Consider the following 21,429-nt stretch of genomic DNA (forward strand, 5'->3'; position numbering starts at 1 on the left):
TAGATGGTTATCGTCCATTATAACCTCCGGTCTTCGATCACTTCGTGATCCAAGCCCGGTGGTTTCTTTCATACCGCGTAGAACTCTTCCAATCCTCCGCCATAGGCGGAGGTTTTCTTTTGTTAAAACGAAAAGAGCCGCGCTGCTGATGCAACGCGGCTCTTCGTGTTCGGTATCGATCGATCAGCGGGCGAGAAGGGCCTTGAGAGGACCTTCGACCGAGCCGCGAATGTCGTCGCGCGACAGCGCGAAGGCGACGTTGGCGAGGATGAAGCCGTCCTTGGCGCCGCAGTCGTAGGTTTCGCCGCGGAAGACGTAGCCGGCGAAATCCTGGCTCTTGAGGAGCTTCAGCATGCCGTCGGTCAGCTGGATCTCGTTGCCGGCGCCGCGCTCCTGCGTTTCCAGGATCTCGAAGATCTCCGGCTGCAGAATGTAGCGGCCGTTGATGAAGTAGTTGGACGGAGCGGTGCCGGCGGCCGGCTTCTCGACCATGGCATTGATGGCAAAGCCTTCGCCGATCGTCTCGCCGACGCCGACGATGCCGTATTTGTGGGCCACTTCCGGCGCGCATTCCTCGACGGCGAGCACGTTGCCGCCGCTCTGCTCGTACAGCTCGACCATGCCCTTGAGGCAGCCCTTTTCGCCACGCATGATCATATCGGGCAGCAGAACCGCGAAGGGCTCGTTGCCGACGATATCGCGGGCGCACCAGACCGCATGGCCAAGGCCGAGCGGCGCCTGCTGGCGGGTGAAGCTGGCCATGCCGGCCTTGGGCAGGATATCGGCCAGAAGCGTCAGTTCGGCGGTCTTGCTGCGCTCGCGCAGCGTCTGCTCGAGCTCGGTCTGGATGTCGAAATAGTCCTCGATGACGCCCTTGCCGCGGCCCGTCACGAAGATCAGATGCTCGATACCGGCTTCCAGAGCCTCATCGACGACGTACTGGATGACCGGCTTGTCGACCACCGTCAGCATTTCCTTCGGGACAGCCTTGGTGGCGGGCAGAAAACGCGTGCCGAGGCCGGCAACAGGAAAGACGGCCTTTCGGACCTTACGCTTCTCACTCATCAAAATCTCCAGTTCTCAGTCATTCTTAAAATGAACGGTTCGGATCCGCGATCGCCGATCCACCGTGGCGTGATGTTGTCTTACCGGAAACCGGCTTAAAATGAACGTCGATCCCGATGTTCCCGTTCTTGGCGGTTCCCGTTTCCACGGGATGGCCGCGCATCTCTTCCGTAAGCCCGATGACAAGTGGACACGGATCTATCGGACTTCCTCGCCATGTCCAGAGCGCGAACCTCCATCCCCGGATGCGGGGCCGGACGGGCACTCTGCCTGCATCGCCTAGATGCACGATCCCCGGTGAATGCCCGGTGAACATGCAGCACGCCCGTCACAAGAACGTGAACGTATCTAGGGGTGAAAGGCTATTTTTTCCCTAAGCAAGACGCAAGTCCTTCGGCATGGTAAAGAACTTGTTGACCTCATTCCGATACGCTTCATCAAACCGGCCCTTGCACCAGAGCCGGCACTCGTCGGATCCGTCACCGGCAGCGCAAGATGGGACGGTTCTGGAATGGTACAGTGATGTCGCGCCCGTCGCCCCGACGCGCGCGACCGAGATTACGGAAACGACAGACCGATGAACAGCAACAGTCTGCCCCTTCGCCGCCGCCTCCGCGCCGCCCTTGTTGCCGCCGCCGCGTTCCTCGCCACCACGCCCGCTTTCGCCGATGCCGGTTTCCAGACGTGGATCAACGGTTTCTATCCGACGGCCGCCAAGGCCGGCATCTCCGAGAGCACCTATCGCAAGGCCTTTGCCGGCGTGAAGACGCCCGATGAGACCGTGATCGAGAAGGCCAATTACCAGCCGGAATTCAAGCACAAGATCTGGGAATATATCGACAGCCGCGTGAACCCCTACACGCAGAAGGTCGGCCAGGAAATGTCGGTGAAGCACCGCCGCACGCTGGATGCGATCGAAAAGCATTTCGGCGTCGATCGCAACGTGCTGCTCGCCATCTGGTCGATGGAATCCAATTACGGCGCGGTCCTGGAGAAGGACGACCGGCTGCATTACGTGCCGCGGGCGCTGGCGACCCTTGCCTATGCCGATCCGAAGCGGGCGAAGTTCGCCAAGACGCAGCTGATCGCCGCGCTGAAGATCCTGCAGTCGGGCGATGTGAGCCCACGCGAACTCAACGGATCCTGGGCCGGGGCCATGGGCCACACGCAGTTCATTCCCACGAGCTACCTGCTCTATGCGGTCGATGCCGACGGCAACGGGCACCGCGATATCTGGAACTCGATCCCCGATGCGCTGGCGACGGCGGCCAATCTCCTGAAGAAGAACGGCTGGCAGCCGGGCATGACCTGGGGCTACGAGACGGCCGTGCCCGCCGGCGGCTCCGACCTGCAGGGCCAGACGAAGACGCTCAAGCAATGGGCAGCCCTCGGCTTCACCCGCCCGAACGGCAAGGGCTTCCGCGACGGCAGCATCCGCGCCACGCTGAAGATGCCGGGCGGCAGCGGCAGCCCGGGTTTCCTGATGACCAAGAACTTTTCCGTCATCAAGCGGTATAACGCCTCGGATTCCTACGCCCTCGGCGTCGGTCTTCTTGCCGACGAAATTGCCGGCTATGGCGGCATGCAGCAGGCCTGGAGCCGGCCGGACGGCACGCTGGACGTCAAGCAGAAGTTCGAACTGCAGTCGCGCCTCAAGGAACTCGGCTATTACGACGGCGAAGTGGACGGCAATTTCGGCTCCGGCTCCAAGGCCGCCATCCAGGCGTTCCAGAACCGCAACGGCATGACCCCCGATGGCCAGCCGACGCAGAACCTTCTCCGCGCCCTGCGGGATTGAACAGCGGCGGCGCGCGGGGCAGGTCCTCGCGGCGATCTGGCGGAAATGAAGAGGACCGGGCAGGATGCCCGGCCGGAATGCAGATGTCGAGACCACGAGCCGTGACACCACGCGCTGACCCGAGCAACGTCCTGCCGCACCGGACGCGGCACGCTCCTCTGCGCCGGCTTGCGGCTTTTCTGCTCGCCCTCGTCATCGCCCTGCCGACCGTTGTGCTTCTTCCCCCTGTCGGCCGCGCCGAAGCGCAGGAACGGCGCACGATCCTCGACATGTTCTTCGGCCGGCCGCGCCAGCAACAGCGCGTCTACGAGGACTATGGCGACGGCAGGAACATCGACCGCGAGGCCCCGCCGCCGGTGCGGCGCCAGCCGAAGCCGCAGCGGGCGAAAGTCCGTCCCGCACCCGTCGAGACACCGGCACCCGAGATCGTCGCAAAGCAGGCGGATGCCAAGACCGTGCTCGTCGTCGGCGACTTCATCGCCGGCAGCCTCAGCGACGGCCTGCAGACCGCCTTTGCCGACAGCCCGGGCATCGTGGTCGAAAACCGCAGCGAGGGGTCGTCCGGCATGGTGCGCGACGACTACTTCGACTGGCCCAATATGCTTCCCGTCTATGCCGACGATGTGAAGCCCGCCCTGATCATCGTCAGCTTCGGCGCCAACGACCGACAGCAGATGAAGATCGGCGCGGTGCGGGAAAAGTACCGCACGGATGCCTGGATGGCGGAATATACACGGCGCGTCGCGCGCTTCGCAGCCCTCGCCCGCAGCCGCAACGTGCCGCTTCTCTGGGTCGGCATGCCGTCGTTCCAGTCTCCCGCCATGACGGCGGACATGGTGACCTTCAACGGCATCTTCCGCACCGAGGCGGAGAAGATCGGCGGGCAATTCATCGATATCTGGGATGGCTTCGTCGACGAGCAGGGCAAGTTCGTAACGACCGGCTCCGACATCAACGGCCAGCAGGTTCGCCTGCGCGGCGCCGACGGCATCAACCTGACGCCGGCCGGCAAGCGAAAGCTCGCTTTCTACGTGGAAAAGGACGTTCGCCGCCTTCTGGGCGAGACCGCCGCGCCCGGCGGCGACATTCCCGATCCGAGCGGCATGAAGGACCTCGTGGTCACGGCCCCGACCAGCGACACCATCATCAAGACCCAGCCGATCAGCCTCGTCGATCCCGACCTCGACGGCGCATCGGATCTGCTGGATGACGCCAGCCTGCCGGCGAGCACGGGGCGCAGCGCGCGGGACCTGCTGATCGAGAAAGGCGAGGCCCCGCCCGCCCCGTTCGGGCGGATTGACGATTTCCGGCTGGTGAAAACCGCACTGGCACCGCCGCCAGCGGCGGCAGCGCAGGCCGCCGCACCGGCAGGGGAACCGTCACCCGCAGATGCCGCCCGTCCGGCACCGACGGCAGCACAGTCGGCAACGGTGCCGCCGCCGAAGACCGGAACCGGCCCCCGGCTCGGCGCCGCACCGCCGTGGCAGGCCGTCCCGCTCCGATAGGCGCCGCGCGGGCGCGGCGTTTGCTCGGAGTGTTTCCGCCTTTTTCCGAAACGCGAAAACACGCCATCTCCCCTTTTCAACGCCATTCCGGACGCAAAACCGCGGCGCACATTTGAGGAATTGCTCTAGGCGGCCTTCAGCGTGGCGACCGTCTCGAGTGCCGCCTTGGTCGCGGCTTCCCGTGGCTCGGCTCCGAGCGCCAGGCCTTCGGCCACGATGACCTCGGGATTGGCGACGCCGAGGAAGGCGAAGACCGAGCGGAGATAGGTCTCGGCATGCTCGAAGGATTGCGACGGCGTGCCCGGACCGTACAGACCGCCCCGCGCAATCGTCAGGATGACGCGCTTGTCGCCTGCCAGACCTTCTGGACCGGCTTCGGTGTAGCGAAACGTCTTGCCGGCCACGCAGATGCGGTCCACCCAGCTTTTCAGCTGGCTCGAGATCGTGAAATTGTAGAGGGCCACGCCGATCACAACGATATCGGCCGCGAGAAACGCGTCCAGCACCTTGCCGCCGAGCGCGAGATCGTCCTGAAGCGCCTGATTGTGTTGCACATCGTCGCTCTGGCCGGCGAGGTAGCGGCCGGTGAGGTGGGCGATCGGTTCGGCAACGAGGTCGTGATAGGTGACCTCGATGTCGGGATTGCCTGCCGTGATCCGTTCCACGGCAGCCTTGGACAGCGCGCGACTGACGGAGTGGTCGCCGAGAATGCTGGAGTCGAGGTGGAGGAGTTTCATATGTCTATCCTTTGGTGCACCATGTGCCGGTCGTTCGAAGACGGTCTGCAGGAAAAGCCGGAGCCCCACATCGTCACCGATTGCGTGACGTCTGGAAGTTACTTTTCCATACCGAGGCACTATGAATGACGTGGATGAGCATGCGCAAGGAGGCACATTCTTGACACCTGCAAATACGGACATGACGCTGGAGACGCTGCACGAGACGCATGACTGCCGTGTGGCGAGCGCCCTCCTCTCCCGGATCGGCGACAAATGGTCGGTGCTGGTGGTGATGTTGCTGACGCCGGGGCCGAAGCGGTTCAACGCGCTGAAGCGCGCTCTCGGCAGCATTTCGCAGCGCATGCTGACGCTGACGCTGCGCAACCTGGAGCGCGACGGACTGGTGACGCGGACGATCTATCCGACCATTCCGCCGAAGGTGGAATATGCGCTGACCGATCTCGGACAGTCGCTGCGCGAGCCCGTTCAGGCGCTCGGCAACTGGGCGTTCGAGCATCAGGAGACGATCGACAAGGCGCGCCTCGCCTATGACCAGCGGCATGCCTGAGCGATAAGCTCGCCGTCGAGGACGCCCGGCTTCGCCGGACGCCCGCCTGACGAGAGCGTGCGTTGACGATCAGCGCGGCAGGACGCTTGCGCCCATCAGGGCCTCGTCGATCGCCCGCGCCGCCTGACGGCCTTCGCGAATGGCCCAGACGACGAGCGACTGGCCGCGGCGCACATCGCCGGCCGCCCAGACCTTCTCGACCGATGTCCGGTAATCCTTGTCGTCGGCGATGACGTTGCTGGAGCCGCGACGGTCGGTGTTGATGGCGAGCGCATCGCCGAGCTCTTCCAGAACGCCGGTCTTCAACGGGCCGCTGAAGCCGATGGCGATGAAGGCGAGGTCGGCCTTGATGACGAACTCCGTGCCGGGAACCGGCTTGCGGCGATCGTCGACCTGACAGCACTTCACGCCGGTGAGCACGCCGTCTTCACCGACGAATTCGAGCGTCGCGACCTGGAACTCGCGCACCGCGCCTTCCGCCTGCGAAGAGGAGGTTCGCATCTTCGTCGCCCAGAAGGGCCAGACGGCAAGCTTGTCTTCCTTTTCCGGCGGCTGCGGGCGGATGTCGAGCTGCGTGACCTTGACGGCCCCCTGACGGAAGGCCGTGCCGACGCAGTCGGACGCCGTGTCGCCGCCGCCGACGACGACGATGTGCTTGCCGCCGGCAAGGATCGGATCCGACGGCCAGCCGACGCTGTCGATATTCTCGCGGCCGACGCGGCGGTTCTGCTGCACGAGATAGGGCATGGCGTCATGGACGCCGGCGAACTCGCCGCCGGGAAGGCCCGCATCGCGCGGTGTCTCGGAGCCGCCGCAATAGAGCACGGCGTCATGCTCCTCGCGCAGGCTTTCCACCGTGCGGTCCACGCCGATATTGACGCCGTAATGGAAGGTGACGCCTTCGCCGGTCATCTGCTCGACGCGCCGGTCGATGAAGTTCTTCTCCATCTTGAAGTCGGGAATGCCGTAGCGCAGCAGGCCGCCGGCCTTGGTCTCGCGCTCGTAGACATGCACGGCATGGCCGGCGCGAGCCAGCTGCTGGGCCGCCGCCATGCCGGCAGGACCCGAACCGATGATGCCGATCGACTTGCCGGTCTTCGTCACTGCCGGCTTCGGCACGATATAGCCCATCTCATAGGCCTTGTCGGCGATCGCCTGCTCGATGGTCTTGATGGTCACCGGCGCATCTTCGAGGTTCAGCGTGCAGGCTTCCTCGCAGGGCGCGGGGCAGATGCGGCCGGTGAACTCCGGGAAGTTGTTGGTCGAATGCAGGTTGCGGATCGCCTCTTCCCAGTTGCCGCTGTAGACGAGATCGTTCCAGTCGGGGATCTGGTTGTGCACCGGGCAGCCGGTCGGGCCATGGCAGAAGGGGATGCCGCAATCCATGCAGCGCGCCGCCTGCTTCTGCACCTCCGGCTCCGACATCGGGATCGTGAATTCCCGGAAATGGCGGATACGATCGGAGGCCGGCTGATACTTTGCCAGCTGCCGGTCGATTTCCATGAAACCTGTAACCTTGCCCATGACGTAACCCTCAATCGTCGCCGTGGAAGCGCTGATGCCACCCGCTCCGCGTCCACCCGTTTCTGTTCCTGAATGCCGGAAGTCCGGCAGTCTTTTCATCGCATTGTCGCCAGATCGGGCGAACACTCAATCGAATTTCAAGGCCATGAGACGTTTCATGACCGTTCCCTGAAGAACCGGTCCGCCAGCCCCTCGATGAAGGCCTGGCCCGGAAGCCGTTTTCGCTGCGTCGGCAGCGCGGCGATCAGCGGCGCATCGAAGGCGCTTCCGCGCGCGCCCTTGCCCATCATGGCGAGCGGCAGCGGGAAAGACTCGATCAGCGGCCTGTCGTCGAACGCCTTCGGCGCCCAGACACGGTCGATGGCGTCGATCACGGCCTGCCAGTTCGTCTTCACCTGCCGCGGCTGGTACCAGATGTCGAGGTCCGACAGACCGAGACCGCGATAGAGATCGACGAAGCGCAGGTCGATGACGCCGCTTTCGTCGGAGAGATCGATGCGTCCGAGCCCGGTGCTGCGCGACCGTGGCGAGAAATAGAGACAGGGAATGCCGTAGGATTCGGCAAAGACCATGCCGTGCAGGCTGGTCGAGACGATGCGCTTGCACGACAGGATCTCGTCCAGTCGTTCGCGCAGCGCGGCAATCGTCGTCGGCGTGACCGTGTTGATCAGCTTCACCGAGCCCATCTCCGACGGCGCCACGTGATGGCGGCCCTCGGTGTCCTTCGGCCGGGCGTCGAAGGTGCGCTCGGACAGTTCGGCCAGATGCAGGATGACGCCGAGTTCATGGGTCTTCTTGACGGGCGCATCGTGGAAATGCGGCAGCAGCCAGAGCGGATCGCCATAGACGGCAGGCCCGTCGCTGCCGAGCACGCGGCGGCTGAACGGCCCGCGCGTCGCATGGAAGGTGAAGCGCGTACCGGCCGGACGGGTGTAGGGGATCTTTTCCTCGCCATGCTGGCCGGGATTGAGATTGGGCGACGTGCCCGTTCCCCAGACATGCACATGCCCGCCCGCCATCATGTGGCCGATGGTGCCGACGGCAGCGAGACGGGTCTGGCGGCTCTTGCTCGGCGCGTGCGTCACCGGCAGTCCCGACATCATCGAAACGATCACCGGCGACAGGGCGTCGCCGAGATTGAGATAATCCTCGCCGACCGGCGGCGTCACCCAGGAGACCGGGATGGCAGCCTTCGACGCGACGATGTCGAGAAGGTCACTGGACACGTTACACCATGTTCATTCTTGCGCGGGTCGGAATGCGCATATTTCGGGTTTTCGCGAGAACGCCCGAGCCGGATCGGGCGCGCCCATATCGGCTCCTGGCAAGACCCGCAGGAGAGGCCGGATCGGCGCGCTGTCTGCCCGTTGAAGGATCGGGCAAGACGCTTCGCCGGAGGGTCGAACCGGGGCCGCGACCTGCGTCGCCCCGGACGAGACCGCCGATTACTCGGCAGCCTCCGCCATTTTCATCCGCTCCATGTCCTCGAGCGCACGACGGTACTCGACCGGCATGACCTTGCGGAACTTCGGCCGGAAGTCCGCCCAGTTGTCGAGGATCTCCTTGGCGCGGGGCGAACCCGTGTAGTGGAGATGGTTGGAGATGAGCTGTACCAGCCGCTCCTCGTCATGGCGTGTCATGTCGCCGGACACGTCCACCATGCCCTTGTGCATGAGGTCGCCGCCGTGATGATGCAGCTTCTCCAGCATGTCGTCTTCTTCCGGCACCGGCTGCAGCTCGACCATGGCCATGTTGCAACGCTGCGGGAAGTCGGCGCTCTCGTCCAGCACATAGGCGACACCGCCCGACATGCCGGCCGCGAAGTTGCGGCCCGTCTCGCCGAGCACGACCACCACGCCACCCGTCATATATTCGCAACCATGGTCGCCCACGCCCTCGACCACGGCGATGGCGCCGGAGTTGCGCACGGCGAAACGTTCGCCGGCCACGCCGTTGAAGTAGCATTCGCCCGAGATCGCGCCATAAAGCACCGTGTTGCCGACGATGATCGACTCCGCGGCCTTGATCTTCGACGCCTCGGAGGGGCGCACGACGATGCGGCCGCCGGAGAGGCCCTTGCCGACATAGTCGTTGCCGTCGCCGATCAGGTCGAACGTGATGCCGCGTGCGAGGAACGCGCCGAACGACTGGCCCGCCGTGCCGCGCAGCGTCACGAAGATCGTGTCATCCTTCAGCCCCTTGTGGCGCCAGCGCTTGGCCAGCTCGCCCGACAGCATCGCGCCGGCCGACCGGTCGACGTTCTTGATCGTCGCCTCGATCTTCACGGGGGTCTTGGATTCGAGCGCCGGCATCGCTTCCGCGATCAGCTTGCGATCGAGGATGTCGTGGATCGGGTGGTTCTGCTTCTCCGTCCAGTAGGTCGCTTCCTTCGGCGCATCGACCTTGTAGAAGATGTTGGAGAAATCGAGCCCGTTCGCCTTCCAGTGCGAGATCAGCGTGTCCTTCTCCAGCAGTTCCGATGCGCCGATGATGTCGTCGAACTTCGCGACACCCAGCGACGCCAGGATTTCGCGCACCTCTTCGGCGACGAAGAAGAAGTAGTTGACGACATGCTCGGGCGCACCCTTGAAGCGCTTGCGCAGGACAGGGTCCTGCGTCGCCACACCCACCGGACAGGTGTTCAGGTGGCATTTGCGCATCATGATGCAGCCGGCGGCAATCAGCGGCGCGGTGGAGAAGCCGAACTCGTCGGCCCCCAGAAGCGCACCGATGATGACGTCGCGGCCGGTCTTCAGGCCGCCATCCACCTGCAGGGCGATGCGCGAGCGCAGGCCGTTCAGCACCAGCGTCTGGTGCGTCTCGGCAAGGCCGATTTCCCAGGGGCTGCCGGCATGCTTGAGCGAGGTCAGCGGCGACGCACCGGTGCCGCCGTCATAGCCGGAGACCGTGATATGGTCGGCGCGCGCCTTGGCGACACCGGCGGCAACCGTGCCGACGCCGACTTCCGAGACGAGCTTGACGGAGACGTTCGCCTCCGGATTGACGTTCTTCAGGTCGTAGATCAGCTGCGCCAGATCTTCGATCGAGTAGATGTCGTGATGCGGCGGCGGCGAGATAAGGCCGACGCCCGGTGTCGAATGCCGGGTCTTGGCGACGGTCGCGTCCACCTTGTGGCCGGGCAGCTGCCCGCCCTCGCCGGGCTTGGCACCCTGCGCCACCTTGATCTGCAGCATGTCGGCATTGACGAGATATTCCGTCGTCACGCCGAAGCGGCCGGAGGCCACCTGCTTGATGGCGGAGCGTTCCGGGTTGGCCGAGCCGTCATGGAGCGGGAAGTAGCGATCGCTCTCCTCGCCGCCCTCACCGGTGTTCGACTTGCCGCCGATCCGGTTCATGGCGATGGCGAGCGTCGTGTGCGCCTCGCGCGAGATGGAGCCGAACGACATGGCACCGGTCGAGAAGCGCTTGACGATCTCGGACGCCGGCTCGACCTCGTCGATCGAGATCGGCGTGCGGCCAAGACCTTCGGCACCCTTGATGGTGAAGAGACCGCGAATGGTGTTCATGCGCAGCGCGTCGCCGTTCACCATGTCGGCGAACTCGCGGTAGCGGTCCTGCGCATTGCCGCGCACGGCATGCTGGAGCGAGGCGATCGAATCCGGCGACCAGGCATGGCCCTCGCCGCGCATGCGGTAGGCATATTCGCCGCCGACATCGAGCGTGTTGGTCAGCACCGGATCGGGACCGAAGGCCGCCTGGTGACGGTTGAAGGTCTCCTCGGCGATTTCCTTGAGGCCGATACCTTCGATCTGCGTGGCCGTGCCGAAGAAGTAGCGCTCGATCAGCTCGCTCGACAAACCCACGGCATCGAAGATCTGGCCGCCGCAATAGGACTGGTAGGTCGAGATGCCCATCTTGGACATGACCTTGAGGATGCCCTTCCCCACGGCCTTGATGTAGCGGTAGACGATTTCGCTGCTGTCGACTTCCTTGGGGAACTCGCCGCGCTTGTGCATATCGGTCAGCGTGTCGAAGGCGAGATAGGGGTTGATCGCCTCGGCACCATAGCCGGCCAGCAGCGCGAAATGGTGGATTTCGCGCGGCTCGCCCGATTCCACCACGAGGCCGACCGAGGTGCGAAGACCCTTGCGGATGAGGTGGTGGTGCACGGCGGCGGTGGCGAGCAGCGCGGGAATGGCGATGCGGTCCGGACCGACCTGGCGATCGGAAAGCACGATGATGTTGTAGCCGCCCTTGACGGCGGCTTCCGCCCGCTCGCAGAGCCGGTCGAGAATTTCCGGCATGCCTTCGGCGCCGCGCGCGACATCATAGGTGAAGTCGAGCGTCTTGGTATCGAACCGGTCTTCCGTGTGGCCGATGGAGCGGATCTTTTCGAGATCGCCATTGGTCAGGATCGGCTGGCGCACTTCCAGCCGCTTGGCATGCGATGCCCCGACATGGTCGAGAATGTTCGGCCGCGGCCCGATGAAGGAGACGAGGCTCATCACCAGCTCTTCGCGGATGGGGTCGATCGGCGGGTTGGTGACCTGCGCGAAGTTCTGCTTGAAATAGGTGTAGAGCAGCTTCGACTTCGACGACATGGCCGAAATCGGCGTATCCGTCCCCATCGAGCCGATCGCTTCCTGGCCGGTCGTGGCCATCGGCGACATCAGGATCTTGGTGTCTTCGAGCGTATAGCCGAAAGCCTGCTGGCGATCGAGCAGCGACACGTCGCGGCGCAGCGCCCGCGGCTCCACCGGCTTCAGCTCCTCGAGAATCAGCTGCGTGTTGTCGAGCCACTTGCGATAGGGGTGCTGGCCGGCGAGCGAGGACTTCACCTCCTCGTCGGAGATGATGCGCCCTTCTTCCATGTCGATGAGCAGCATCTTGCCCGGCTGCAGGCGCCACTTCTTGACGATGCTCTCTTCCGGCACCGGCAGCGTGCCGGCTTCGGAGGCGAGGATGACGCGGTCGTCGTCAGTTACGAGGTAGCGGGCCGGACGCAGACCGTTGCGGTCGAGCGTCGCGCCGATCTGGCGGCCGTCGGTGAAACAGACCGCTGCCGGTCCGTCCCACGGCTCCATCAGGGCGGCATGGTACTCGTAGAATGCCTTGCGCTCGGCCCCCATCAGCTGGTTGCCGGCCCAGGCTTCCGGGATCAGCATCATCACCGCATGCGAGAGCGAATAGCCGCCCTGCACGAGGAATTCGAGCGCGTTGTCGAAGCACGCCGTGTCCGACTGGCCTTCGTAGGAGATCGGCCACAGCTTGGAGATATCGTCGCCGAACAGCGGCGAGGACACGGAGGCCTGGCGCGCCGCCATCCAGTTGACGTTGGAGCGCAGCGTGTTGATTTCGCCGTTATGGGCGACCATGCGATAGGGGTGCGCGAGCTTCCAGGACGGGAAGGTGTTGGTGGAGAAGCGCTGGTGCACGAGCGCGACCGCGCTCTCGAACCGCGGGTCCTCCAGATCCTTGAAGTAGGCGGCGACCTGATAGGCGAGGAACATGCCCTTGTAGATGATCGTCTTCGACGACAGCGACACGGGATAGAAGCCGGTTTCCGCGCCCTTGTAGGCGTCGTAGATCCGGTTGGAGATGACCTTGCGGAGCGTGAAGAGACGACGCTCGAACTCGGCATTCGTCGCGGCATCGCGGCCGGCGCCGATGAACACCTGCACGTGGCGCGGCTCGGTGGCGGCGATGTGCGGCGCCTTCGACAGCGACGCATTGTCGACCGGGACATCGCGGAAACCGAGCAGGGACTGGCCCTCTTCCGCAACGACATCGGCGATGACCTGCTTGAAATGCGCGATCTGCGCCTCATCCTGCGGCATGAAAAGGTAGCCGACGGCATAATCGCCGGCCTTCGGCAGGGTGACGCCCTGGGCCGACATTTCCTCGCGGAAGAAACGGTCCGGGATCTGCACCAGAATCCCGGCGCCGTCGCCCATCAGCGGATCGGCGCCCACGGCGCCGCGATGCGTCAGGTTTTCCAGGATGAACAGGCCGTCGCGCACGATCTGGTGCGACTTGACGCCCTTCATATGCGCGACGAAGCCGACGCCGCAAGCGTCGTGTTCGTTGCGCGGATCATAGAGGCCCTGCTTTGCCGGAAGGCCGCTCTTATACGTATTGTCCGGGAAGGCCTTTGGGAACACGGCCGTCGTCGTCGCGGCGGCCGGGGCCTCTGCGCGATGGGATGCGGCGTCATGTGATGGCGTGATCTGCGTCATCGTCTTCCCTCCAGTTGCGGCCCTTCTCTCTCGGGCCTGCCGTCGTCGGGGCGCACTCGCGGCTTCAACCGCGTTGTGACGCCCGGTCTATCGTTGCATGATCCTGTGCCGCTCGCAAACGAAGCTTGGCGGTGTCGGGTCAGATGATCCGCGACCATGTGACAGGGAACACCGGCATCAAGCCGGACACGCGAAAGAGCCGCAAGGCTCGCCGCATGAAAAGGTGTTTCCCTGTTCAGGCCCCGCGCCGCTTGGATGTGCGCTTCGGGCCATTCGGTCTTCAGACCGAAATAGGACAGCAAGCCTGTCCTATTTCACAGGCTCTATGCCAGAAAGCTCCGGTGACTGCAAGGGAGAGCGCTTAAATAATCGGCGTCGCCGATCCGAAAATGTCGGGTTTTCCGAGGTGGACGAAAGAATATTGCGCGAATGAACCCGCAGCTTTCCTTTGGTTTCAAACTGGTCTGCAATTGTCCTGATCATCGCTCATCGGCATTGGATTGCCGACACCGGCTCAGTATGGTCGTGTTCTGGTTCGGCGCGCGGTCGCGACCCGGACCGCCCCCGTCTCTCGACCATCGGAAGCCCCCCATGATCTTCTCCTCCGACAACTGGGCCGGCGCCCATCCTCTCATTGCCGAAAGCCTGGTCAAGGCAGCCCCCGGCTTTGCCCCCGCCTACGGCACGAGCCCGCTCGACCGCCGGGTGGAAGCGATGCTGGCGGAGGTGTTCGAGCGGGAGGTCGCCGTATTCTTCGTCGGCACCGGGACGGCGGCGAATTCGCTGGCCTTTGCCAGCGTCACCCGCCCCGGCGGCCACGTGTTCTGCCACCGCGAGGCGCATGTGAACGCCGACGAATGCGGTGCGCCCGAATTCTTCTCGCTCGGCGCACGCATGGCGCCGGTCGATGGCGCCTTCGGCAAGATGGATCCGGAGCGGCTGGAGGCCGAGATCAAGCGCTTCCCGCCCGGCTTCGTCCATGCGGGCCAGCCGATGGCGGTGACGCTGACGCAGGCGACGGAGGCCGGCACGGTCTACACGCTCGACGAGATTTCCGCGATTTCCGACATCGCGAAACGCTATAACCTGCCGCTGCACATGGACGGCGCGCGCTTTGCCAATGCGCTGGTTGCGCTGGACGCGACGCCGGCGGAGATGACCTGGAAGCGCGGCGTCGACATCCTCTCCTTCGGCGGCACCAAGAACGGCTGCTGGTGCGCCGAAGCGCTGATCCTGTTCGACCCCGCAAAGACCGGCGACATGCCTTATCTGCGCAAGCGGTCGGCCCAGCTTTTTTCCAAGACCCGCTTCGTTTCGGCCCAGCTCGAGGCTTATCTCGACAAAGATCTCTGGCTCGACCTCGCGCGGCACGCCAATGCAATGGCCAAGCGTCTCGCCGACGGCATCTCCGACAGCAACAGCGCCCGCCTCGCCTGGCCCTCGAATGCCAACGAGCTCTTCGTGATCCTGAAGACCGCCAATGCCGAAGCGCTGAAGGAAAAGGGCGCACTCTTCTACGATTGGCCCGTACCGCATGCGCTGGCCGGCACGCTCGCCGCCGACGAGGGCCTCTACCGGCTCGTCACGAGCTTCGCCACCGAGCCGGCCGACGTCGATGCCTTCCTCGAAGGCTGCCGCAGCGCCTGAGGTAAACAATGAAAAACGGCGCCCCTTGCGGGACGCCGTCTCCTTCATCAGGCGATAGGCCGTCGATCAGTTGACGCTGGCGTCCACATGGTTCGCCTCGATCTGCTTCGGCGCGCTCTGCGCGGCCGAGATCTCGATGCGGCGCGGCTTGGCGGCTTCCGGGATCTCGCGCAGGAGATCGATGTGCAGCAGGCCGTTCTTCAGGGACGCGGAGCGGATTTCCACATATTCGGCCAGCTGGAAGCGGCGCTCGAAGGCGCGCTTGGCGATGCCGCGATACAGGAACTGGTTTTCGGCCGTCTGCTCCTCGCTCTTTTCACCCTTGACCGTCAGCGTGTGTTCCCGTGCCTCGATCGAAAGTTCGCTTTCGTCGAAACCGGCAACCGCCATGGTGATCCGGTAGGTGTTGTCGCCGGTCCGCTCGATATTATAGGGCGGATAGCTCTGCGACTGGTCGGGCTGGCCGAGGCTGTCGAGCATGGTGAACAGCCGGTCGAAGCCGACGGTGGAGCGGTAAAGGGGAGAAAAATCAACGTGACGCATGGTGTCCTCACTATTCGAGCAACGTGTTGCGGTTCTCTGGCCCGTCATCCCGTAAGCGGCGATGGCAGGGCCGGTGGCCGGGCCCTCTTCGGCGCCCGTGACCCTGAGATGGGAACGGCCATTTCGACCGTCAAGAGGCGTTCCAACGACAAAATCGCAGGCACCGGATTTTTTTCGACGTCCTCCGCCGCCACGCCAAGCCCTTGATTTCGCAGGACGGCCTACCCATGCGAACGCGCGGAAGCGGACATAAACCGCAGATGAACGGTCGGTTCCGTTTGGGTTCACCTGACCTCCGCTAGAACAGGGTCATCGAGACAGGAGCAAGACAGCAGCCGGATCGTCCCTGAAAGGCTGCACTCCCCGTTGCGCTCCTGTTTCGCCCTTCCGGGCCGGACGCGGTTCCCCGCCGCTCCGGCCCCTTTTTATGGATGGCCCGCTCGCCGCGGGCGCAGGGTGCCCGCACGGAATGCTTTGACGGACACCGGGCCCGGGATTATCCATGGACGCTCCCGCAGCCGCGTTGCCGTTCATCCGCTCGAAAGGCTGCCGGGCTAGAATGGCGCTGTGACGTCGGCCCCGCACGACGCCGAGACCGCCGATCGGAACCTCAGATGCAGACACAATCCGCTCCGCAAAGACAGGACAGCGACACCTCCGCAAGCACCCGTTCCGCCGCAGGGCCCGGCCCCCGCGACGTGCCGCGCGCCGGAGATGACACGCTCCTGAGGCCGCGCCTGTTTCCGACGCCGGACAACCCGATACCGCCTGCCGTCGCCGATCCCCGTCGGCACACCGTCGGCTTCTTCACCGGCGCGGGCGGCCGGCGCCTGCGATACGCCGTCTTCCGCAGCGGCGACGCGGCGGCGAAAGGCACCGTCGTTCTCCTTCACGGACGCAACGAATCGATCGAGAAATATTTCGAGATGGTCGGCGACCTCGTCGCCCGCGGCCTCTGGGTCGCGACGTTCGACTGGCGGGGACAGGCCGGCTCGGAACGCCTGCTGAAACAGCTGCGCCGCGGCCATGTCCGCCGCTTTTCCGACTACGAGGAGGATCTGTCGATCTTCCTCGAAAAGATCGTGCTGCCGGATACCCGCCTGCCCTTCTTCCTCGTCGCCCACTCCATGGGTGCGCTGGTGGCGCTGGCACAGGCGCCGCGGCTGGCGACGCGGATCGACCGCATGGTGCTGAATGCGCCGTTCGTGGCGCTCGGCAACCAGCGCATGAGCCATGGCAAGATCGGCCTGCTCTCGGCCGCCTTCAGCCTGTTCGGCCTCGGCGCGCTCGCCTTGTCGAAGGAGCAGCCCATGCTCTTTCCGCAGAACCTCGTTTCCTCGGACCCGGTGCGCTACGCCCGCAATGCCGAGATTGCACAGGCCCATCCCGAACTGGCGCTGGGGCCGCCGAGCGCGCGCTGGCTGCACGAAACCTTTCGCGCCATCCGTCGCGTCACGCGCCGCGAGCACCTGACGCGCATCACGGTGCCGACGTTGCTGCTCGCCCCCACGCGCGATCGTCTGGTGCCCTATGCCGCCATCGAGGCGCTGGCCCGCAACTTTCGCGCCGCCACGCTCATTCCCATCGACGGCGCCCGCCACGAGGTCTTCCAGGAGGACGACCGCTACCGGGCGCAGGCGATCGCGGCGATCGACGCCTTCATTCCCGGCAGCACGGGCCCCGATGTGACCGAGAGCCTGAGCGGCGACGACATGCTGGTGCTCTGAGCCTCAGCCCCGCAGGATCGCCAGGGCCTCGGCGTGGAGTGCGGCACTTCCCGCCGCGATCACCTCGCCGCCCATCTCCGCACGCCCGCCGTTCCAGTCCGTCACGATGCCGCCGGCCTGCTCGATCAGCGGAATGAGGCCGCCGACATCGTACGGCTTCAGCCCGGCTTCGATGACGAGATCGATATGCCCGGCCGCCAGCAACGCAAAAGCATAGCAATCGCAGCCATAGCGGGCGAGACGCACCTTGTCCTCGACCGCCTGGAACTTCGTCTTGATCTCGCCGTGGTAGAGCGCCGGCGAGGTCGTGAACATCGTGGCGTCAGCCAGCGACGCACAGTCGCGCGTGGCAAGCGTCCGCTCGCCTTCGGGCCCCCGGTAGTGCGTGACGCCGCCTGCGGCGAAGAAGCGCTCGCCGGTGAAAGGCTGATCCATCAGCCCCATCACGGCCCGGCCCTTGTGATAGAGGCCGATCAGCGTGCCCCAGACAGGCAGGCCGGAGATGAAGGCGCGCGTGCCGTCGATCGGATCGATGACCCAGACGTAATCGCGATCGGCACCCACGGTGCCATATTCCTCGCCGAGGATGCCGTGCTCCGGAAAGGCTTCCTCGATCAACGCCCGGATCGCCCGCTCCGCCGCCTGGTCGCCCTCCGTCACCGGATCGAACCCGCCGTCGAGCTTGTTGGAAACGCCGATGCCCGTGCGAAACCGCAGCAACGTCTCCGCTTTGGCTGCATCCGCGAGACGATCGAAGAACGGGCGGTCCGGCAGCATGGCACTCTCCTCAAAATGGCTTGGACGGATGCTTAGACGAATTTTTTCAAAAGAAAAATGCAGAACAAGTTTTCAGCAGTTTCCAGGCCATCAGCACAAGACATATGCACATTCGCGCGCCGTTCCCGATTTTTCGCTGAAATATTGCGCAAATCCGGAAATTCTTTCGTAAAAGCCGGGGGTTAGGCTGTCACCGATTCGTCACGCCATGCCAACGTGGCCTTGACAATGGTGCGCCGCAATATCACACTCCCCCTACAGTCACTCGTGGCTGTAAATACCCTCCTTGGGTGTTTCCTCCCTAGACTTAGCCGCGCGACAAGCGCGGTTTTTTTTGGCCGGTCGCCACTCTGACCGCACCCGCGCCGCCGGCCGGGGGAACATCTCTCGGCAGGCCCTACTCCGCGGCGAGCGGCAGGCTCTCGGTCGAGCTTTCCACATGGGCTGCGAATTCCGCAAAGAACGTGCCCAGAAGATGCGCCAGCCAGTCGAATTCCGGCTTCTTGACGAGCGTCGTCTCGTCTACATAGAGCCCGCGATTGACCTCGATCTGAAGCGCATGCAGGCCCCGCGCCGGACGCCCGTAATGCTCGGTGATGAACCCGCCGGCATAGGGCTTGTTGCGCGTCACGGTGAAGCCGAGATCCTCCAGCAGCGTCACGGCCATGCGGGAGAGATCGGCGGAGGCGCTGGTGCCGTAGCGATCGCCGATGATGATATCCGGCCGCATGGCGCTGCCCGCAACGCGCACATTGCCGGGCATGGAGTGGCAATCGATCAGGATCGCGCGCCCGAACAGCACATGCGTGCGGGCGATCAGCCGCCGAAGCGTCGCGTGATAGGGTTTGTAGATCGTCTCGATCCGCTCCAGCGCATCCGCAACGGGCATGCGGGTGCGGTAGATCTCCATGTTCTCGGCGACCAGCCGCGGCACGGTGCCAAGGCCGCCGGCGACCCGCATGGAGCTGATATTGGCATGCGGCGGCAGCGCGCCGTCGAACATGCGCGGATCGAGCTCGTAAGGTTCGCGATTGACGTCGAGGAAAGCCCTGGGGAAATGCGCCAGCAGCATCGGCGCACCGAGATCGACCGCGCGGCCGAAAAGCTCGTCCACATAATGATCCTCGGAGCGGCGGATGGCGCGCGCATCGAGCCGCGACTGCGCCAGGAACGCATCGCTGTAGAGCCTGCCGCTGTGCGGAGAGTTGAAAACAAAGGGAATTCGCTGATGGTCCGGCTCGCGAACGCAAAACAGGTCGTGCTCCCGAACCGTCTCCTCCATCGCGATCCTTTTTACCATGTCGTCATCTTGCCGCTTCGTTCATGTTGCCAGCTGGCCGCATCTGTGTCCATAGTCGCCCCTCACGAGGGTTGCGGGCTCGCGTGTCGCCCGGCCTTGACGTCCGGTCTTCACGGGATATTTACCCCATGGCGGTTTCATGAGGCGACCGCACCTTCCCGTCAGTATCATAAGACCTAGACAGCAACGGCTGGAAATCCATGAGTCCCAAAATTCTCCTCGCAGAAGACGACAACGACATGCGCCGTTTCCTGGTGAAGGCGCTGGAAAAAGCCGGTTACAAGGTCCTTTCCTTCGACAACGGCGCCAGTGCCTACGATCGGCTGCGCGAAGAGCCCTTCTCGCTTCTCCTCACCGACATCGTCATGCCGGAAATGGACGGGATCGAACTCGCGCGCCGCGCGACCGAACTCGACCCCGACCTGAAAGTCATGTTCATCACCGGCTTTGCCGCCGTGGCGCTGAACCCCGACAGCAAGGCCCCGAAGGACGCCAAGGTCCTCTCCAAGCCCTTCCACCTGCGCGACCTCGTCGACGAAGTGAACAAGATGCTGGCCGCCTGACACGGCGCCGGCACCAGCCCCGCACCGGCCCGCCTCTTTTGTCAAAAAAGCATCACGATGCCTGTTGACGCTCAAAAAGGTTTGTGGTCTATGCGCGGCACGGATGGGCGTGTAGCTCAGCGGGAGAGCACTACGTTGACATCGTAGGGGTCACAGGTTCAATCCCTGTCACGCCCACCATCCGAATTCCTGACATCGTTGAGAAATCCGCTTCGGCGGATTTTTCCGTTTCTGGGGCTGACAGGCACCCCCGGGGAGGCCGCGTTTCAGCACGGCCGAAAGCATCGACCCCGTCTTCTTGTGTTGCCCTTCTTGTGCACCCCTGCGTCTTTCGGGCACCCCAAGCACGGCTTTGACGTCGTGAACCCGATCTTCCGGCAGGGGTGGTAACCGGACACGGTCGTATCAAGGTCCGAGCCCCCGGCTTCGACGGGTGATCGACAGGCGACATCGGCGACAGTCCGTCCTCGCGTGGCGGGCTGCGGAGGCAGCCTGCGCGGCGCGAGGTTTTATCTGAAGGATTGTCTCATGATCTCCCTGTCCCGAACGGCGCTTTCCCTCTTCACGGCGGCCGGATGCGCGCTTCTCAGCACCGCGGCCTTTGCCGACAGCACGATCAAGGTCGTGGAAACCGGCGAAGGTGGCGGCACCATGGGGTTGAGCCTGGAGCCCGCGACCGTGAAGGCCGGCCCCGCCGTTTTCAGCGTGCACAATGCCGCCGCCGGCGAGGAGCACGAGATGATCGTCGTGCGTCTGAAATCCGCCGACCAGAAAATTCCGCTGAACACGACCAAGCATCGCGTCGAGGAAGGCAAACTGAAAAGCCTCGGTGAGATGGAGGACCTGAAGCCGGGTGCCGATGGGCAGCTGAAGACGCGCCTGAAGGCCGGGACCTATCTGGTGTTCTGCAACATCAAGGGCCATTACGAAGCCGGCATGCAGGCCAAGCTGACGGTCACGCCGTAAGACGCGGCGACCTCTACTCTTAGCCGCCCCTGATCGTCGGGCGGCCCGGCGCGGCGGATATAGACCTCTGCCGCGCACTGATCGTCCCGGGGCGTGGGGCTTTTCTGGAACGATCCGGACACGCGAACGTTGACCGGCATGACCACCAGACCCGAGAGGCTTGCCGCATGACGACCCTCCCCGATGATCTCGAGACAGCCCTTGCCGCCCACGCCCGGCAGCAGAATATCTCGCCGGACGAAGCCGTCCGGCGCATCCTTCGCGAATGGATGCGCACGCATGGCTTTCTGGCGGAGGATGAGCACGGCGAGACGCCACCCGCGCCGGTACCGGCAAAGCCGGACCCGGAATACGTCCAGTATCCCGGGTATTTCAAAGGCGAAGGCAGTCTTTGAGAGATGCCAAGTCATAGACCTCCGCCAGAGGCGGAGGTTTGGGACGCTGCGCTTGGACCACTTGAAGTGGTTTTGTTACAAGTTAGTAGGAACCCTTGAAAAGGTCTGCATGGTCAGAAGCCTTATCGGCCTTTT

16 protein-coding genes and 1 tRNA gene are annotated in these 21,429 nt (G+C 64.3%); 9 read left to right on the plus strand and 8 right to left on the minus strand.

Annotation, left to right across the window (positions count from 1 at the left end):
* Positions 1–183 precede the first annotated feature (183 nt).
* A complete protein-coding gene (galU, locus tag LRX75_RS22910; protein WP_113150042.1) occupies positions 184–1,065 on the minus strand; it encodes a UTP--glucose-1-phosphate uridylyltransferase GalU in 882 nt (293 codons plus the stop codon).
* A gap of 577 nt (positions 1,066–1,642) precedes the next feature.
* Here galU and LRX75_RS22915 point away from each other — a divergent pair.
* Both LRX75_RS22915 and LRX75_RS22920 read left to right on the plus strand, forming a co-directional pair.
* Entirely contained in the window at positions 1,643–2,863 is a 1,221-nt protein-coding gene (locus LRX75_RS22915) for a lytic murein transglycosylase (protein ID WP_231816892.1), read from the plus strand.
* 83 nt (positions 2,864–2,946) lie between these two features.
* Positions 2,947–4,368 (plus strand): SGNH/GDSL hydrolase family protein, encoded by a 1,422-nt coding sequence (locus tag LRX75_RS22920; RefSeq protein WP_231816893.1) that lies wholly within the window; start codon positions 2,947–2,949, stop codon positions 4,366–4,368.
* Between the two features lie 125 nt (positions 4,369–4,493).
* Here LRX75_RS22920 and LRX75_RS22925 read toward each other — a convergent pair whose 3' ends face one another.
* Positions 4,494–5,105, minus strand: coding sequence for an FMN-dependent NADH-azoreductase (locus LRX75_RS22925; RefSeq protein WP_231816894.1), 612 nt, complete (start codon positions 5,103–5,105; stop codon positions 4,494–4,496).
* Between the two features lie 121 nt (positions 5,106–5,226).
* Between LRX75_RS22925 and LRX75_RS22930 the strand changes: the two genes are divergently transcribed.
* Complete coding sequence (locus LRX75_RS22930) at positions 5,227–5,655, plus strand: winged helix-turn-helix transcriptional regulator (protein ID WP_420851257.1); 429 nt, start codon at positions 5,227–5,229, stop codon at positions 5,653–5,655.
* 69 nt (positions 5,656–5,724) lie between these two features.
* Here the strand turns inward: LRX75_RS22930 and LRX75_RS22935 are convergent, their stop codons facing one another.
* The 3 genes from LRX75_RS22935 to gltB form a co-directional block, all read right to left on the minus strand.
* Positions 5,725–7,179: a glutamate synthase subunit beta gene (locus LRX75_RS22935; RefSeq protein ID WP_231816895.1), complete on the minus strand. Its 1,455-nt coding sequence runs from the start codon at positions 7,177–7,179 to the stop codon at positions 5,725–5,727.
* Between the two features lie 155 nt (positions 7,180–7,334).
* Positions 7,335–8,405, minus strand: a complete 1,071-nt coding sequence (locus tag LRX75_RS22940) for a polysaccharide pyruvyl transferase family protein (protein ID WP_231816896.1) — start codon at positions 8,403–8,405, stop codon at positions 7,335–7,337.
* Positions 8,406–8,624: 219 nt separating this feature from the next.
* Positions 8,625–13,376 carry a glutamate synthase large subunit gene (gene gltB, locus LRX75_RS22945; protein ID WP_231816897.1) on the minus strand — a complete coding sequence of 1,584 codons (4,752 nt, stop codon included), beginning with the start codon at positions 13,374–13,376 and terminating at the stop codon, positions 8,625–8,627.
* A 591-nt stretch (positions 13,377–13,967) separates the two neighbouring features.
* Between gltB and LRX75_RS22950 the strand changes: the two genes are divergently transcribed.
* Complete coding sequence (locus LRX75_RS22950) at positions 13,968–15,023, plus strand: threonine aldolase family protein (RefSeq protein WP_231816898.1); 1,056 nt, start codon at positions 13,968–13,970, stop codon at positions 15,021–15,023.
* 66 nt (positions 15,024–15,089) lie between these two features.
* On the opposite strand, the gene LRX75_RS22955 is transcribed toward LRX75_RS22950, so the two are convergent.
* Entirely contained in the window at positions 15,090–15,566 is a 477-nt protein-coding gene (locus LRX75_RS22955) for an Hsp20 family protein (RefSeq protein WP_062693302.1), read from the minus strand.
* 725 nt (positions 15,567–16,291) lie between these two features.
* On the opposite strand from LRX75_RS22955, the gene LRX75_RS22960 reads away from it, so the two are divergent.
* A complete protein-coding gene (locus tag LRX75_RS22960; RefSeq protein WP_420851258.1) occupies positions 16,292–17,293 on the plus strand; it encodes an alpha/beta fold hydrolase in 1,002 nt (333 codons plus the stop codon).
* 3 nt (positions 17,294–17,296) lie between these two features.
* Here the strand turns inward: LRX75_RS22960 and hisN are convergent, their stop codons facing one another.
* Positions 17,297–18,070 (minus strand): histidinol-phosphatase, encoded by a 774-nt coding sequence (gene hisN, locus LRX75_RS22965; protein WP_231816900.1) that lies wholly within the window; start codon positions 18,068–18,070, stop codon positions 17,297–17,299.
* 397 nt (positions 18,071–18,467) lie between these two features.
* Positions 18,468–19,352, minus strand: a complete 885-nt coding sequence (locus LRX75_RS22970; RefSeq protein ID WP_113150051.1) for an N-formylglutamate amidohydrolase — start codon at positions 19,350–19,352, stop codon at positions 18,468–18,470.
* A gap of 218 nt (positions 19,353–19,570) precedes the next feature.
* Here LRX75_RS22970 and cpdR1 point away from each other — a divergent pair, with 218 nt between their 5' ends.
* From cpdR1 to LRX75_RS22990, 4 genes are all read left to right on the plus strand, one after another.
* Positions 19,571–19,933: a response regulator CpdR1 gene (gene cpdR1 / locus LRX75_RS22975; RefSeq protein WP_018327941.1), complete on the plus strand. Its 363-nt coding sequence runs from the start codon at positions 19,571–19,573 to the stop codon at positions 19,931–19,933.
* Positions 19,934–20,038: 105 nt separating this feature from the next.
* Positions 20,039–20,113: transfer RNA gene (locus LRX75_RS22980), tRNA-Val, on the plus strand.
* 348 nt (positions 20,114–20,461) lie between these two features.
* Positions 20,462–20,899: a plastocyanin/azurin family copper-binding protein gene (locus LRX75_RS22985; RefSeq protein WP_231816901.1), complete on the plus strand. Its 438-nt coding sequence runs from the start codon at positions 20,462–20,464 to the stop codon at positions 20,897–20,899.
* Positions 20,900–21,066: 167 nt separating this feature from the next.
* Complete coding sequence (locus tag LRX75_RS22990; protein ID WP_231816902.1) at positions 21,067–21,294, plus strand: hypothetical protein; 228 nt, start codon at positions 21,067–21,069, stop codon at positions 21,292–21,294.
* Positions 21,295–21,429: the final 135 nt, after the last annotated feature.

Origin of the sequence: Rhizobium quercicola (assembly GCF_021168455.1) — a bacterium.
Classification (GTDB): domain Bacteria; phylum Pseudomonadota; class Alphaproteobacteria; order Rhizobiales; family Rhizobiaceae; genus Ferranicluibacter; species Ferranicluibacter quercicola.

Bases quoted from the DNA above. Each gene is read 5' to 3' on its own strand.
- galU (WP_113150042.1), bottom strand. From the start codon at position 1,065: ATGAGTGAGAAGCGTAAGGTCCGAAAGGCCGTCTTTCCTGTTGCCGGC.
- LRX75_RS22970 (WP_113150051.1), bottom strand. From the start codon at position 19,352: ATGGAGGAGACGGTTCGGGAGCACGACCTGTTTTGCGTTCGCGAGCCG.
- LRX75_RS22950 (WP_231816898.1), top strand. From the start codon at position 13,968: ATGATCTTCTCCTCCGACAACTGGGCCGGCGCCCATCCTCTCATTGCC.
- LRX75_RS22955 (WP_062693302.1), bottom strand. From the start codon at position 15,566: ATGCGTCACGTTGATTTTTCTCCCCTTTACCGCTCCACCGTCGGCTTC.
- LRX75_RS22985 (WP_231816901.1), top strand. From the start codon at position 20,462: ATGATCTCCCTGTCCCGAACGGCGCTTTCCCTCTTCACGGCGGCCGGA.
- LRX75_RS22915 (WP_231816892.1), top strand. From the start codon at position 1,643: ATGAACAGCAACAGTCTGCCCCTTCGCCGCCGCCTCCGCGCCGCCCTT.
- LRX75_RS22990 (WP_231816902.1), top strand. From the start codon at position 21,067: ATGACGACCCTCCCCGATGATCTCGAGACAGCCCTTGCCGCCCACGCC.
- cpdR1 (WP_018327941.1), top strand. From the start codon at position 19,571: ATGAGTCCCAAAATTCTCCTCGCAGAAGACGACAACGACATGCGCCGT.
- hisN (WP_231816900.1), bottom strand. From the start codon at position 18,070: ATGCTGCCGGACCGCCCGTTCTTCGATCGTCTCGCGGATGCAGCCAAA.
- LRX75_RS22935 (WP_231816895.1), bottom strand. From the start codon at position 7,179: ATGGGCAAGGTTACAGGTTTCATGGAAATCGACCGGCAGCTGGCAAAG.
- gltB (WP_231816897.1), bottom strand. From the start codon at position 13,376: ATGACGCAGATCACGCCATCACATGACGCCGCATCCCATCGCGCAGAG.
- LRX75_RS22920 (WP_231816893.1), top strand. From the start codon at position 2,947: ATGTCGAGACCACGAGCCGTGACACCACGCGCTGACCCGAGCAACGTC.
- LRX75_RS22925 (WP_231816894.1), bottom strand. From the start codon at position 5,105: ATGAAACTCCTCCACCTCGACTCCAGCATTCTCGGCGACCACTCCGTC.
- LRX75_RS22930 (WP_420851257.1), top strand. From the start codon at position 5,227: ATGAATGACGTGGATGAGCATGCGCAAGGAGGCACATTCTTGACACCT.